The 13746-nt window shown below is 30.1% G+C and carries 13 protein-coding genes; 12 read left to right on the top strand and 1 reads right to left on the bottom strand.

The window, feature by feature from the left end; genetic code table 11:
* Positions 1–225: 225 nt before the first annotated feature.
* On the bottom strand, positions 226–1605 hold the full coding sequence (gene gltX, locus LW133_RS00090) for a glutamate--tRNA ligase (RefSeq protein ID WP_233075377.1): 1380 nt from the start codon (positions 1603–1605) through the stop codon (positions 226–228).
* 106 nt (positions 1606–1711) lie between these two features.
* Here gltX and LW133_RS00095 point away from each other — a divergent pair, with 106 nt between their 5' ends.
* The 12 genes from LW133_RS00095 to LW133_RS00150 all read left to right on the top strand — a co-directional run bounded on the left by LW133_RS00095 (position 1712) and on the right by LW133_RS00150 (position 13745).
* Positions 1712–2410 (top strand): hypothetical protein, encoded by a 699-nt coding sequence (locus LW133_RS00095; protein WP_233075379.1) that lies wholly within the window; start codon positions 1712–1714, stop codon positions 2408–2410.
* Positions 2394–2672, top strand: coding sequence for a TrbC/VirB2 family protein (locus LW133_RS00100; protein ID WP_233075381.1), 279 nt, complete (start codon positions 2394–2396; stop codon positions 2670–2672). Before LW133_RS00095 ends, LW133_RS00100 begins: the two co-directional genes overlap by 17 nt.
* Complete coding sequence (locus tag LW133_RS00105) at positions 2672–2950, top strand: hypothetical protein (RefSeq protein WP_233075382.1); 279 nt, start codon at positions 2672–2674, stop codon at positions 2948–2950. Before LW133_RS00100 ends, LW133_RS00105 begins: the two co-directional genes overlap by 1 nt.
* An 11-nt stretch (positions 2951–2961) precedes the next feature.
* Entirely contained in the window at positions 2962–5301 is a 2340-nt protein-coding gene (locus LW133_RS00110; protein ID WP_233075383.1) for a VirB4 family type IV secretion/conjugal transfer ATPase, read from the top strand.
* Complete coding sequence (locus LW133_RS00115) at positions 5294–6475, top strand: hypothetical protein (protein ID WP_233075384.1); 1182 nt, start codon at positions 5294–5296, stop codon at positions 6473–6475. Before LW133_RS00110 ends, LW133_RS00115 begins: the two co-directional genes overlap by 8 nt.
* 99 nt (positions 6476–6574) lie before the next feature.
* On the top strand, positions 6575–7519 hold the full coding sequence (locus LW133_RS00120) for a VirB8/TrbF family protein (protein ID WP_233075389.1): 945 nt from the start codon (positions 6575–6577) through the stop codon (positions 7517–7519).
* The gene (locus LW133_RS00125; RefSeq protein ID WP_233075390.1) at positions 7519–8535 is read left to right on the top strand and encodes a TrbG/VirB9 family P-type conjugative transfer protein; all 1017 of its coding nucleotides are present in this window, start codon (positions 7519–7521) and stop codon (positions 8533–8535) included. The genes LW133_RS00120 and LW133_RS00125 overlap by 1 nt, the downstream gene beginning before the upstream one ends.
* On the top strand, positions 8532–9881 hold the full coding sequence (locus LW133_RS00130) for a DNA type IV secretion system protein ComB10 (protein ID WP_233075393.1): 1350 nt from the start codon (positions 8532–8534) through the stop codon (positions 9879–9881). The genes LW133_RS00125 and LW133_RS00130 overlap by 4 nt, the downstream gene beginning before the upstream one ends.
* Before the next feature lie 50 nt (positions 9882–9931).
* Positions 9932–10144 (top strand): aminoacyltransferase, encoded by a 213-nt coding sequence (locus LW133_RS00135; protein ID WP_233075395.1) that lies wholly within the window; start codon positions 9932–9934, stop codon positions 10142–10144.
* Entirely contained in the window at positions 10131–11066 is a 936-nt protein-coding gene (locus tag LW133_RS00140) for an ATPase, T2SS/T4P/T4SS family (RefSeq protein ID WP_233075397.1), read from the top strand. The genes LW133_RS00135 and LW133_RS00140 overlap by 14 nt, the downstream gene beginning before the upstream one ends.
* A complete protein-coding gene (locus LW133_RS00145; RefSeq protein WP_233075399.1) occupies positions 11050–11613 on the top strand; it encodes a ribbon-helix-helix domain-containing protein in 564 nt (187 codons plus the stop codon). Before LW133_RS00140 ends, LW133_RS00145 begins: the two co-directional genes overlap by 17 nt.
* Positions 11614–11756: 143 nt before the next feature.
* A complete protein-coding gene (locus LW133_RS00150; RefSeq protein WP_332908886.1) occupies positions 11757–13745 on the top strand; it encodes a type IV secretory system conjugative DNA transfer family protein in 1989 nt (662 codons plus the stop codon).
* Position 13746 lies beyond the last annotated feature (1 nt).

Raw genomic sequence — 13746 nt, forward strand, 5'->3', positions numbered from 1 at the left:
CTTTCAAAAATAAAATATCGCGAATGTATTTTTTGTAGATATAAGAGCACTGTATGCCATTCTCCTGAGAGAATTAAATCACAAAAATAACGAAAAAGTATAACTTTTTAGATTAAAAAAATCAAACTGATTGCATAAAAAATAGGAGATATGGAGGCACTGAATTTTAAAAAATAGATAGCAAAAGGGTATAGCAAGGAATGCATTACCCTTTATATGCTTAAGCTAGTGGGTTTTTGTGGTTAATTGTTGGATTCTTTGCAAACTTATTTGCTTGCCCAAGATAAATATACCCTCAGCAATTCCTATTCCACCGGGTTTTCCAAAGAGTGCAAGGCGTAGATTTGGCATTAATGTGCCAGCTTTTATTTGCATTGTTTCACAAAATTCATGTAAAGATTCTTGTATTTGAATGAGAGAAGAAAATTCCCTTTCTTGCAAAAATATTATAAATTTTTCAAGGAGATCTTTAATTTCTGGGGTATATTTTTTGAGCATTTTTTCTTCATAATTTTGTGGATTTGTGAAGATTTCTGTACATTGGTTTTGAAATTCTATAAGTGTTTGGGAGCGATTTTTTAGCTCTTGAAATAAGACTTCTTTTTGTGCATTTTGTAAGGGAGGTAGAATATTTAATAAGGATTCTAATTTTTGTGTAGGAGTTTCTTTGAGATAATGTTGGTTGAGCCAGAGGAATTTTTCTTGATTAAAACAGCTTGGTGAGGTGTTGAGATCTTTAGCATCAAATTTTTCTAACATATCTTTGAGGCTAAAAATCTCATCATTTTGATAGCTCCATCCAAGTCTTACTAAAAAATTTAGTAATGCTTCAGGGAGATAGCCTAATTCTTTGTATTCCATAACACTCATTGCACCATGTCTTTTACTAAGTTTTGCACCATCGCTACCCAAAATCATAGGCACATGATAAAATTTTGGAATTTCAAAACCTAATGCTTGATATACAACAATTTGTTTAGGGGTATTGCTAAGATGATCATCTCCGCGAATAACATCTGTAATGCCCATTAATGCATCATCAATTGCTACTACAAAATTATAAGTTGGGGTGCCATCACTTCTTGCAATAATAAAATCATCTACCTCGCTTGCTTGAAATTGCATAAAGCCTTTTACGCCATCTTCAAAAGTGATTACACCACTTAGTGGGGCTTTGATTCTCACAACAGGTTGCACATTGCTAGGAGGGGTGCCTGTAAAGTCACGATAACGATTGTCATAGCGTGGGGTTTGTTTATTTCTTTCTTGCTCTTGTCTTAGTGCATCTAATTCTTCTTTGCTCATGTAGCAGTAATATGCCTTGCCCTCATTAATGAGTTTTTGGATATATTCTTGGTAAAGTTCTAGACGCTTTGATTGATAAATTACTTCTTTATCATATTGTAATCCTACCCAGTTAAATGCTTGCAAAATTGCTTTTGTCGCGGCTTCGGAATTTCTTGCTTGATCAGTGTCTTCAATACGCAGCCTAAATTCCCCGCCATGTGCTTTAGCATGGAGATAATTAAAAAGTGCGGTTCTCAGACCTCCTATGTGTAAATGTCCAGTAGGGGAAGGTGCAAATCTTGTAATGACTTTTTTCATGATTAACCTTTGTTGTAGATATAGGAATTTTTTTTTAATTTTACTACATTTAAATTGATTTTTTCCTTGGTTTAAAGAAAGCTGAGACATCAAGCAGGGAGCAAGAATGTTATTCAAGGATTTAGAGATTAATGAGATTTTGGCACTTAAAGAATTAGGCTCAAGTATCGTATTATTGGATATTTTACTTAAAAAGGCAAAGCCCATGGATAAGGACAAAAAGAAGTATTTTATTAGCTTGAGTGAGTTTTCTTTACTTTTGGATATCTGTGAGAAAACCCTTAAAAACTGGTTAGAGAACCTAGAAGGCTATGGATTTTTAAAACATTACAGAAAGTGTGGAAAAGTCATTGTTGAACTCCTTTCATTCAGAGAAACAAGGGAATGGAAGATTAAGACACAAGATAAAGAAAAAAGAAATACACAATCTCGTCTATACCGCAATGTGGCGTTGATTTTCAAAACCATTGCAATTGGGTTTAAAAATTACAAACTTCGATTAAAAAACAATGCAAATCTTCTAAGAAAAAATCTCTTAGAAGAGCAGGAATGGGATCTCTTATCACCCATAAAATACGATAAGAAATATAGGATACAAGAACTAAATAGTGCAATGCTAGAGTTTGGAGGTGATAATGAAATTGTTTCATTTAAATATGAAGACTTGACAGGAAGAAGGCTGCCAAAAACAACATGTAAATTCTATAGAGGAATTATTAAAAAAAGAGTTTCAGATTCAATTTTGAATTATTTTGAAATAAAAGAAAAACCAAATAAAGGATATTTTCATGCAAACTATTTTTAAAAGAATAATTATTTGTTTATTAGTGACTTTTAGTACATCTTATGCGGATTTTAAAAGTCTTGTAGATAACATCACAGGTTTTACTAAAACACCGGAATTTATAGGAATTATGGCTATTGTGATTGCGGCATTTGGAATTTATATTTTGAAAAATAGAGATAATCTCGCTCAAATTACTCCTAGCCTAATTATGGTAGTTATCGCATTCTCTGTAATTTTGGGTGCTTCCTCCTTAGCTGGTTGGATTGTAGGGTTCTTTTAATGTTTGTCATCAAAACAAATTCTACAAACTACAGAGACCTATCCAAAAAAAGAAAGTTTTTTGGATTGAGTTTTATGGCGTGGTTTGTAGCACTTTATGGAAATTGGGGCGTTTTTATCCTGATTCAATATAGTGTTTTGATGCTTCTAGTTATCACCCTTATTAGCATCATCACACTTTATATTGCCGAATTTTTTGATGAGGACTTTTTTGAAATTTTGATTGTAAAGACAATTGATTTATTTCCAAAAAGCAATCGCTCTATTTTTTACCCTTGAAAGGAAAATCATTGAATTTTTTAGAAAGTTTGCTTTATAAATTTGCTCCAAAAACCCTATCTATGGCGAATGAAAACAACATATTAGGGCTTTTTAATGAAGATTTTTTGATCACAAAAAAAGAGAATTTAGTTTGTGGCATTGAACTTAATGGAATGAGTTATTCTTTTGCAACAGATGAAATCATCAATGCTTCTTTTGCCGAAAAAATTGTTGCATTTAATTCAATTGGGGACTTAAATTTAAAAATCTTGATTAAAAGACGCAAACATTTCTTAAAGAATGAAGAATTGGAGAATTTAGGCTTTTATGCAAAAAATGTGGTGGATAAATGGAGAGATAACCAAGTCTATTATGAAAATCGCTATTTTTTGATTTTAGAGACTATAAGCTCCATAAAAGGGTCATTAGAAAAGAAAAAGAGGATTTTAACAGAATCAACGCTAAATAATGTAACCTACAACAATAAAGAAGTCGAATTAAAAAATGCAAGAGAAGCATTAATGCAAAATCTTGAAAGATTTCATCCAAGGGCATTGAAGGCTAATGAGGTGCTTTCTATTTTTGCAGAATATATCAATGGTTTTGCAATAAATTTTCCTTTGAGGGCAAAACAAAGCATTTTAACAGATAGCTATATTGCAAGTAGTGTAGAGTTTAATAAAGATTATTTTTTGCAAAAAAATCATGAACAAGAAATCTATAAAAGCATTATTGCTATTAAAAACTATGATACTGATGTAATTGAATCTCTCCCTATTTCAAACCTCCTGCACCAAAACCTTGAATTTGATTTGATTTATACTCTAAAAAATCTTAATAAAGATAAAGCAATCTTAAAGCTTACTAATGCTATTAAGAGTGCTCCAAGCATTGCTAGAGATGAGTTAAGTGAATTAAAAGGGATGGTTTCTGCAGAAAGAGTGGGAATTAATTATGTTTCTTTTAATATCTTACCTATTGCAAGAAGTAAAGAAGCCCTGCAAGAATCTACAAACTTCATCATTACAGATTTAAGAAGATTTGGCTTTGTAGGAGTAAAGGAGACTATTAATTTATTAGCAAGTTATTTATCATTTTTTCCAGAAAATGAGAAGTTTAATGTCAGAAAAAGAATTCAAACTGGTTTTAATTCCGCCTCCTTATTTCTCTTTGAAAAAGAGTTTACCGGCTTTTCATCAAATTCATGGGGGCATTCTCCTATCACTACATTTTACACACAAAGTGGGCAAAATTATTTTTTTAATTTCCATACCAAAAAAAGGGATAGAGAAAACAATAAATCATTGGGTCACACCATGATTATTGGGGCTAGTGGGAGCGGAAAAACCACTCTTATTACTTTCTTGATTATGAATTGCTTGAAGTATGATATTGATATTTTAAGCCTTGATAGGCTTAATGGCATGGGTATTTTTACCAATTTTTTTGATGGGGAGTATAACTCTCCAGATGAAAATAATAACTTTTCTATCAATCCATTTTCTTTGCCTATGAGTGAGGAGAATGCGCAATTTTTAGAAAGCTTTATCCAAATGATGTGTGATGTAGAAGAAGGGATTAAAGATGATTTGCAAGTCATTAGCTACATTAATCAAGCGGTAAAAAGGGCATATTCTATCTTTGCAAAACAAAATATTCCTTTTTCTTTAAAAGAATTTATCAGCGTGATTGAAAATGATTCTAATAGTGTTATTAAAATGCAATTAGAGAAGTATTTGAAGAATCCCCTTTTTAATAGCAAAGAAGATACGCTAAATTTTGATAAAAAGCTTAATGCAATCAATATGGACTTTATTATCAATTCTTCAAAAAATGCTTCTTTGATTGCTTATTATCTCTTCCATAAAATGATTTATAGAGCAAAGGAAAGCGGAAGAGGCTTTTTGATGTTTATTGATGAATTTAAAAGCTATACAGAAAATGAAATTTTTAATGATCGCGTGATGCTTGCTTTGACACAGGCAAGAAAACTCAATGGTGTAATGGTTTTGGCATTACAAACCATCGATCAGCTTTTGGAGGTGAAAAATTCAAAAGAATATATGAAAAACATTGGTCATCTCATGATTTATCCACAAAATCATATCAATTTTGAAAGGATAGAAAAAGAATATGAAATCAATTTTACTGAGATTGAAAGAAATTTTTTAATCAATACGCCTATTCATGAAAGAAAGATTTTAATTAAAAACTTATTAGATAAGACTTCAGTAATTGTGGATGTCAATATGAGCCGTCTAGATAAATATATCAATATTTTTAATTCTGATTCTGATAAGGTGAGAAAGATGAATGAGTTAAAAAACAAGTTTGGATCTAGATGGAAAGAGGGATTTTTAAATGGATGATTTTTTTCAGAAAATCACCTCTTTATTTTTTTCTGTTGGTCAAGACTTCTTATACCAAATTATAGAGAGTTTATTTGACAATGCCATTGCAAAAAGTGTTTTAAATGGGGTTTTAATTATTTTAATCTTTGCTTGGGCAATCTCTACCTTAAAGAAAGAAGAGTTTTTTAATCAGCAAAGTGTTATTAAAATCATCATGTTTATTATCTATCTTGGTTTTTTTAATTGGGCAATCTCAAACCCTAAGGTCTTTTTAGAAACACTACAAAGTGTAATTTTTCTCCCTTCTGACATTATCCTTCAAAAAGTTACAGAAGTCATGGAAGTTTCATTTGCAATGCTTGGCTTTGAAAGCAATGGTGCTGGTGGAATTATTATTTTAATCAATAATGTTTTAAATACTTTAATGCTAATGGGTAATGCCATTATTTCTAATATGAGCTTTTCTTATTTCTTTGGCATTGGATTCTTTCATATTCTCTTGTTTGTGGTTTTAGCAGTGTTGCAAATTTTATTTGTTATTACAATTATGCAAATCATTATAAAAGTGAGCATTGAAGTAATTTTTTGGCTTGGCTTTTCAATTATTTTATTGCCACTAGGATTTTTTAAGGCTACAAGGGGAATGATTATTGTCTTTTTGAAAAAAATTATTAGCCTAACGCTTTTTAAGCCTTGTGTATTTGTTCTTGCATATTTTAATTTTAATATCGTGCATTTGATTATTTCAAAATTGCCAAATAGCGATCAAATCAAAAGTGGAATCTTTGAAAATCTAAAAACTGCCATTGAAACTAATTTTACAAATACTGCAAATGGCGGGACTTTGCTTTTTTATTTTGTTTTACTCATCATCTCCTCTTATATCATCTTTGATCTTTGCAAAAGTGTTCCTGATATGATTAATAGCATTTTTAATACACAAGGGGGAATTGCAGATATTACAGAAATGGGGAAACAATCTGCTAGTGCAATTTCTCAAGGAATTAGCGGAAAGGCACTTGGTGGAATTGCAGCAGCAACTCAACAAGGATTTAAAAGAGGCGTTAGTGGGCAAAATAAAAATATTGTAGATAGTGTTATAGGTGGAGCCCTAAGCATTTCTAGTGGAGGAGCAAGTAATGCAATTTCTAAGGGGATTGGAATGTTGAAAAAAAGAAAAGGTGGTGAGTGATGAAAATTTTAATCCTAGCAATGGTGTTATTTTTTAGTGCTTGTACTAATAAATTTTATGAAATGAAAAAAAGCCCATGTGCGTGCAAAATAGAACATTTTGAGAGAGTTTGAAATGGATTTGCAGGCATTTAAAGAAAAAATCAAACTTCAAGCAGAGCAAGAAGAGAATTTGCAAAAAGAAAAATTAGACATTATTGCAAAAAATGCAAATAAGGGCATTTTTAAGACCAAGCCACGCTTAAATTCTCTTTTTGAAGATGTCAATAATGCAAATTACCTCTTATTAATCAAAGAAAAGATTTTTGATTTTTCTGTATATGGCTTTTTAATTTCAATGGTATTAAACATTCTTTTTGTGTTTATTATTTTTTTTGTCATGCTCCCCTTGAAGACAAAAGAGCCTTATTTGGTTACCTTTGTCAATGATACTAATAATTTTGGCATTGTGCAAAAAGCAGATTCTACAATTTCTGCAAATGAGGCATTAAGAAGAAAATTAATTGGAGCTTATATTTTTAATCGCGAGATTATTAATAAAATTGATGATCATTTCAGAATGGAAGAAGTCAGGCTTCAATCAAGTAATGCAGTTTGGAGACAACTTGAAAACATTGTTGCAGACCAAAAAAGTATTTACACAAACCCAGCCATTACAAGACAGGTAAAAATTGTCAATATCTCATTAAAAAATAATACTTATGCCACTGCGGATGTGGAAATTACGCTTTTTGCGGATTCTAAAATCAAATCCATTAAAAGATATACAATTTCATTAATTTATGAGTTTGAAAAAATTGAGATTGATTTTGCTTCCTTGCCAAAAAATCCCACAGGTTTTATTGTAAAGCGTTATTCTATAACCGAAAGAGAAACCTTAAAAGAGCTTGATGTAGAAAATAGGGTTGAAAGAAAGGAGCTTATCTCTAAAATTAAAAGAGTAACAAAAGATGAGGAGAAGGTGTTAGAAGATGCCTATTTGTATCAGGATGAAAAGCAAAAAGAAAAAGAAGAGGAAAATCTAAATCAAGAAGGGGGAGAATAATGAAAAAAATCGCATTTTTTGTTTTTTCTAGCATTTTTTTATTAGCACAAACTCCAGAAAAAAGCCCATTTATAGATGAAGAAATCAAAGCAGAGCAAAATCCTTTTAAAGAGGAGCAGATGGAGCAAATAGAAGAAAAGATGGAGAATCCATTGATCTTTCTTGATGCAATACAAGGGTCTTTTTTTAATTCTCATGAAAAAATGAAGAATTCTTTATTTATCCAATATAAAAAAGGAGAAATCTATAAAATCCGCACGAGATATGCAATGGTAACAAGCATTAATTTTCAAAATGATTATTTGGTTAAATTTGTTAATGGAGATAGTATTGGTTTTGAAATCAAAGCAATTAAAGATGAATTTGATAATATTAAAACTCTTATTATAAAACCGCAAAAAATCGGCATTGATACAAATTTAATTGCTTTTGGCAAAAGCGGACAGATTTATTCTTTTTATCTTTTTTCTACGCATTTTACAAATTCAAAAAACCCAACACTTGTGGTTTTTGTAGAGAATATGGATAGTAAAAAAATCAATGAAAAACAAAAAAAGCTTGAAATGTTGAAAGAAAAAAATAAGAAGTTAAAGCAAAAAGAAAAAGAAGAAAAAAGCATAGATTATACCGCTTTTGAAAGGGAGGATGAAAATTTTATTAGCATTGGAGATAGTGTCAATAAAATCCATATAGAAAAAAGCAAAATTCAAGAAGGATTTTATCAAAAAGCAAGAAGTTACCGCACTTGGTGGAGTTTTTGGATTTATAAAAAAGAAAGTAAGGAGGCAAAAGCCCTTAAGGCATTGCGTATTTTTAAAGACAAGGATTACACTTATTTTAAATACGATAGAGCAGACAATGCTTCAAAATTTCCAGTAATTTATAAAGTTGTAGATGGCTATGACCATCCTATAAATACTAAAATTGTTGGAAATTACATCATTGCAGAGGATGTGGGTGATAAATTTACCCTAAGGATTGGAAAAGAATATGTTTGTGTGAGGTTTAGAGAATGAAAGCACTTTTTTCTCAACACAAATTTAAGATTTTATTTTTTTCTAGCATTTTTTTTGCTGTGTTTTCGGTTGTATTAATCTTGGGGAGGGATTCTAAGACAGAAGAAGAGGATTTAGAGTTTTTTTCTAAATTTCCTTTGAATGATTATTTATATCAAAATCAAGAAGAGTTAAAAAAAGAGGAGCAAAAAGAAAATGAAGAAAAAGAAGAGAATTCTTTTAAGCAAGTCAGTCAAGATTTAAAAAAGGCTAATGAGCAAATCAATGCTCTAGAAAAAGAGCTAAAAAAGAAAAAACAAGAAGAGCTATTACAAGAAATACAAGCGAATGAAAATTTAAACAAACTATTAAAAGATGAATACTACATTGATGAGAATGGTAATTTAGTGGATTCTCAAGGGAAAATTATTAAAACAAAAGAAGAATTAGAAAGAGAGATTAAAAAGCAAAGAGAGCGAAAAAACCAGCAAATCCTCATATTTCAAAATAATAACAAACAATTTGAATTAAATCATGCCTCTAAGGAGCAACAAAGAAGAATATGGGAGTTAGCCTCCAGAATCCAAACCATTAAAATCCCAAAAGAAGAGGAGAAAGAAGATGGGGAAATAGAGTTTGGAGTAGATAGTTTTAGCAATCTTGATAAAAAAGATGTTGGAAGTAATGAACATAAATTATTGCGAACTATCACCGCAGATAAGATGATTCCAGCAATTTTAATCCGCCCAATTTCTAGTCAAATTTCAGGAGAGGTTACCGCACAAGTAGAAAGCAATATTTATGGAGCGATGGGAAGGGCGGTTTTAATCCCCAAAGGTTCAAAAGTTATAGGTTTTTATCGATCAAATAATAAAATAGGAGACTATCGCTTGCAAGTGATTTGGACAAGAATCATCACCCCACAAGGAATCAATATTATGCTTACAAAAGCAAGGGGAGCAGATATTAAAGGTTATAGCGGATTAATTGGAAAGGTTTATAAACGCCAATGGGAGCGTTATGGTTTGCCTTTATCTTTATCCACGCTATCTAATGGCTTATTAATCGCAATCAATAGTTCTTTAAATGCAAAAGCTAAAAATAATTATTTAAATGCCTATAGCACAACCCAACTGCTTAATCAAAGCAAAAGCGATATTTCAAGCATTATACAAAATATTATTAGGGAGCAAATCCAAATCGCCCCTATTATTATCATTCGTGAAGGGAGTAGAGTTTTTATTTCCCTTACACAAGATATTTTTATTCCAACCCCAAAAAAAGGAGAGACACTTGCAAGATTTTTTAAAGAAGAAAAAGAAAATCAATTACAAAAGAATCAGACAAATGATGAATTTGATGATTAGAACACTGAAAATCCTAAAAAGATTTTCAAAAAAATAATAAGGAAAATAAAATGGAAAATAAAATGGAAAATAAAATGGAAATTAATGTAGATGAAATACTTTCAAAAAATGAAGAGTTACTCATGCAAAATAAAAAACAAATGAAGTTAAAAAACCAACTAATTAAGAAAACTAAAGAGTTTCACAATTCGCAAAATAAGCTAAATCGGCTAATTATGCAAATTGCAACCCTGCAAGAAGAGATTAAAAATGTTAGCAATTGATCTCTTAGTCAAAAAGCTAGAAGAATATATTGGTTTGGAAAATATAAATGAGGTGATTTTTAATAGAGAAAAACAGCTATATTTACAATTTGGAAGTTCTTATAAAGAAGTCATTGATGAGAGTTTAGATTTTGAATTTTTATTTGATTTTTGCAAAGTTTTAGCTATCAAGTTAAATTTAAGATTTGATGAGAAGTATCCACAACTAAATTGTTCTATACCAAACACAAGATATAGAATCAATGCTTTGCATCATAGTGTTACAGCAAATAATCAAATTGCCCTAAATATCAGGATTCCTAATAAAAACACTTTTAGGCTTAGTGATTTTAAAATCAAAGAAAATCTAGAAGAAGTAATACAAAAACAAAGTGATTTAGAATTAAACTATCAAAATTTAAAAACACTTATTACCCAAAAGAAAAACATTTTGATTGTTGGTGGCACCGCTAGTGGCAAAACTTCTTTATTCAATACTCTTATCGAAGAAATTCCTTTGGAAGAAAGAGTTATTTCAATTGAAGATTCTCTAGAACTTGAAATTAAAAATGATAATAAAGTACAAATGCTAGTAAGTAAAAATGAAAATACAGGTTTTACTTATGAAAAGGCGTTAAACTCGGCAATGAGAATGTCTCCTCAAAGGCTTTTGCTTGGGGAAGTGGATACAAGAAATGTAATGTTGTTTTTAAGGCTTTCTAATACCGGACATAGTGGAATGATTAGCACTATTCATGCCAATAGTCCAAAAGAAGCCATTGAAGCAATTTCTATGAATATTAAAATGGCAAGTGGCAATAAAGATATTGACTATTCTGCAGTGGAAAAGTATTTTAAAAGCGGTATTGACTACATTATCCAAATCAAAAAGATTAATCATGACAGAGTGATTTCAGAGGTATTAAATGTCAAAAAAAATTAATGGAAAGAATTTGCATATTGTTTTGGATGAAAATAGTAAAAAAATACTAGAAGAAATGGCAAAACAACAAAATAAATCTTATACAGCTATCATACAAGAATTGATCAAATTCAATAATGAAACAAAAAATTCCTATGTTTTTGTAAAAATGGTAGAGCTTATTTCTTTTAATAAGAAGAAATATAAAGATTTAAATGCCACTTTCAACAATATCAATCAAATTGCCTATCACATCAATTCTTTTAAAAAATCAAGGCATTTTCAAGAAGAAATTTTTAACACCTCTTTTTTTACACATATAAATCAAGAGATTAAAAATTGCAGGGATCTTTTAGAAGACATTAGAATCTTAGTGCTAAAAAACTTAATATTGCTTGAAAACAACTTTGGCAAAAAACAAAAGGGGGTGGAATTTTCAAGGGTTTATAACAAATTCCTTAAAAGATTGATTTTAAAAGAAGGTTATAAAAGAGGGCTATTTTCTAAGGTTTTTGAAAAGCTAGATAGCCAAACATTAAAAAAATTAGCAGAGGAAGATAGGTTTTGAGAATTTTTATTTTTTTATTAATTACTTTAATTTCTATGCCACTTAGCTTTGTTTTATCTCTTTATTTTTTTATGGATTTAAATAGTATTAATGAAGCAATTATTATGGCAAAGATAGTTATCATGAATTTGTTAAATAAAAAAATGAAGGTAATTGTGTATATTTGCTTATTTTATGGCATTTTTCCCTTAATAGTTTTTTTATTTTTTTTCCTTTCTTTCCAAAAGAAAACTCATGGATATGCCGAATTTGCCAAATTAAAAGATTTGGCAAAAATGAAACTAAAAACTAGACATTCTATTAAATCTATTAAAAATGGATTTCTTTTTGGGGCTTTTAAGGGTAAATATATTTTTCATCACAACCCTCTTGCTACTTTAATTGTCGCCCCTCCTGGTACAGGAAAAACTGCCTCAATCATTGTTCCTAATCTCTTAAGTGTTGAAAATTCCGCAATTGTTCTAGATATCAAAGGAGAGCTTTGTTCACTTACTGCAGGCTACAGACAAAAGGTTTTAAAAAATAAAATTTTAATCTTTGATCCTATGAGAAAAAGGGAAGAGGAGATCATTGAAGAAAGCCTTATTGATGAGAATGGAGAGAGTTTTTCTTATAAAAGAAAAGTTGCAATCACAAAAGATACAGATTTATGCTTTAATCCCTTTGATAAAAAACTTATTGAAAAAATGAATTATTATGAAAAAATCAGGCTTGTCAATGAGATTGCAGAAACTATTTTTGTTGATGATAAAAAAGACCATTGGCTAGAACAAGCAAAAAATCTATTTGTGTTTTTTGCACTTTATGACATACTAACACAAGGAGAGAGTAATTTTCATGCACTTTCTCAAGCCACAAAGAGGGATTTTAAAAAATTAATTCATCCTCAAAGTAAATACCATGAAATGCTTTTTGAAGTGGATGAGAATGGCAATACCATAGAAGCCAATTTTGTGGATTGCGAGAGGCTATTTTATCAACAAATTTCAGAATTAAAATACTGCGATATTAATGAACCTAGAAACTATATTGATGAGAGTTTAGAACAAATTAAAATATTTGTTGCAAAAAGTGGCAAAGAAGAATTTCCTGAAACATTAAGAAAATTTGCAAGGCAGTGGGTTTCTATTCCTAGAGATGAATTTGGATCTATAAAATCCACCTATGGGCGTTATATGCAGGTTTTTAGCTATGAGCAAGTAGCAAATGCCACAAAAACAATGAATTTTAATTATGAAGATTTACGAGAGGAAAAAATTACAATTTATATAAGAATTGCACAAACAGATATTGATTTTATTGCCCCCTTAATTAGAATATTTTTAGAAAACATTGCAAAAAATATGCTTTTAAAAGAATCTAAAAAACTTGTGTATTGGTATTTAGATGAATTTGTTAGATTTGGTAAATTAAGCTTTTTAATGGAGATGCCAGCATTATCAAGAAGCTATGGACAAGTCCCTATTTATATTACTCAAAGTGAAAGTTTAATATCAAAGCACTATGGCAAAGAGGATTACAGCATTATTAATGAAATTTGTCATTATAAAGTCATTTTTAAATCCGGCAGTGAAGATTTTGCTAGTAAAATCTCCAAAGAAATTGGAAATTATACAAGGAAGCATATCTCAAAAAGTAAGGGTAAAAAAGTTGATTCTGGCTCTACTTCCATCTCTTTTGAAGGTACGCCACTTGTAACAACACAAGATATTTTAAACCTACCAGATGATGAAGCCCTCCTCCTAGTGACCGGTTTTAAAGCAAGACCCATTAAACTTAAAATAGTCTTTTATTTTAAAAATAAAATTTATAATAAAAGAACCAATCTCATTTTGGAAGAAAAAATTATAAGAGAAAGCCAACAGGATAAAGAGCTAGAAAATGAGTTAGATAAAGAAGAAAACCTTGCAGTCATTGAAGCTACACAAGAATTTGATGAACTTCAGAAACTCTTAACATCTCAAGAGTCTTATATCAAAGAAATCACTCAAGAAAAAGCAATTTTTTTTCTAAATCCTCCAAATAAAAAAAATGTAATTGATACACAGACATTAAATAGCATTTTTGCAGATGAGGATTTTTTAAAGGCAAAGTCTTGTAATAAAAAAATAGAGATTGAGGAAAGTAACTAAG

It is taken from the genome of Helicobacter anatolicus (assembly GCF_021300615.1).
Lineage (GTDB): Bacteria > Campylobacterota > Campylobacteria > Campylobacterales > Helicobacteraceae > Helicobacter_H > Helicobacter_H anatolicus.

Bases quoted from the DNA above. Each gene is read 5' to 3' on its own strand.
- LW133_RS00145 (WP_233075399.1), top strand. From the start codon at position 11,050: ATGTCAAAAAAAATTAATGGAAAGAATTTGCATATTGTTTTGGATGAA.
- LW133_RS00115 (WP_233075384.1), top strand. From the start codon at position 5,294: ATGGATGATTTTTTTCAGAAAATCACCTCTTTATTTTTTTCTGTTGGT.
- LW133_RS00140 (WP_233075397.1), top strand. From the start codon at position 10,131: ATGTTAGCAATTGATCTCTTAGTCAAAAAGCTAGAAGAATATATTGGT.
- LW133_RS00095 (WP_233075379.1), top strand. From the start codon at position 1,712: ATGTTATTCAAGGATTTAGAGATTAATGAGATTTTGGCACTTAAAGAA.
- LW133_RS00105 (WP_233075382.1), top strand. From the start codon at position 2,672: ATGTTTGTCATCAAAACAAATTCTACAAACTACAGAGACCTATCCAAA.
- LW133_RS00100 (WP_233075381.1), top strand. From the start codon at position 2,394: ATGCAAACTATTTTTAAAAGAATAATTATTTGTTTATTAGTGACTTTT.
- LW133_RS00130 (WP_233075393.1), top strand. From the start codon at position 8,532: ATGAAAGCACTTTTTTCTCAACACAAATTTAAGATTTTATTTTTTTCT.
- LW133_RS00135 (WP_233075395.1), top strand. From the start codon at position 9,932: ATGGAAAATAAAATGGAAAATAAAATGGAAATTAATGTAGATGAAATA.
- gltX (WP_233075377.1), bottom strand. From the start codon at position 1,605: ATGAAAAAAGTCATTACAAGATTTGCACCTTCCCCTACTGGACATTTA.
- LW133_RS00125 (WP_233075390.1), top strand. From the start codon at position 7,519: ATGAAAAAAATCGCATTTTTTGTTTTTTCTAGCATTTTTTTATTAGCA.
- LW133_RS00150 (WP_332908886.1), top strand. From the start codon at position 11,757: ATGAAGGTAATTGTGTATATTTGCTTATTTTATGGCATTTTTCCCTTA.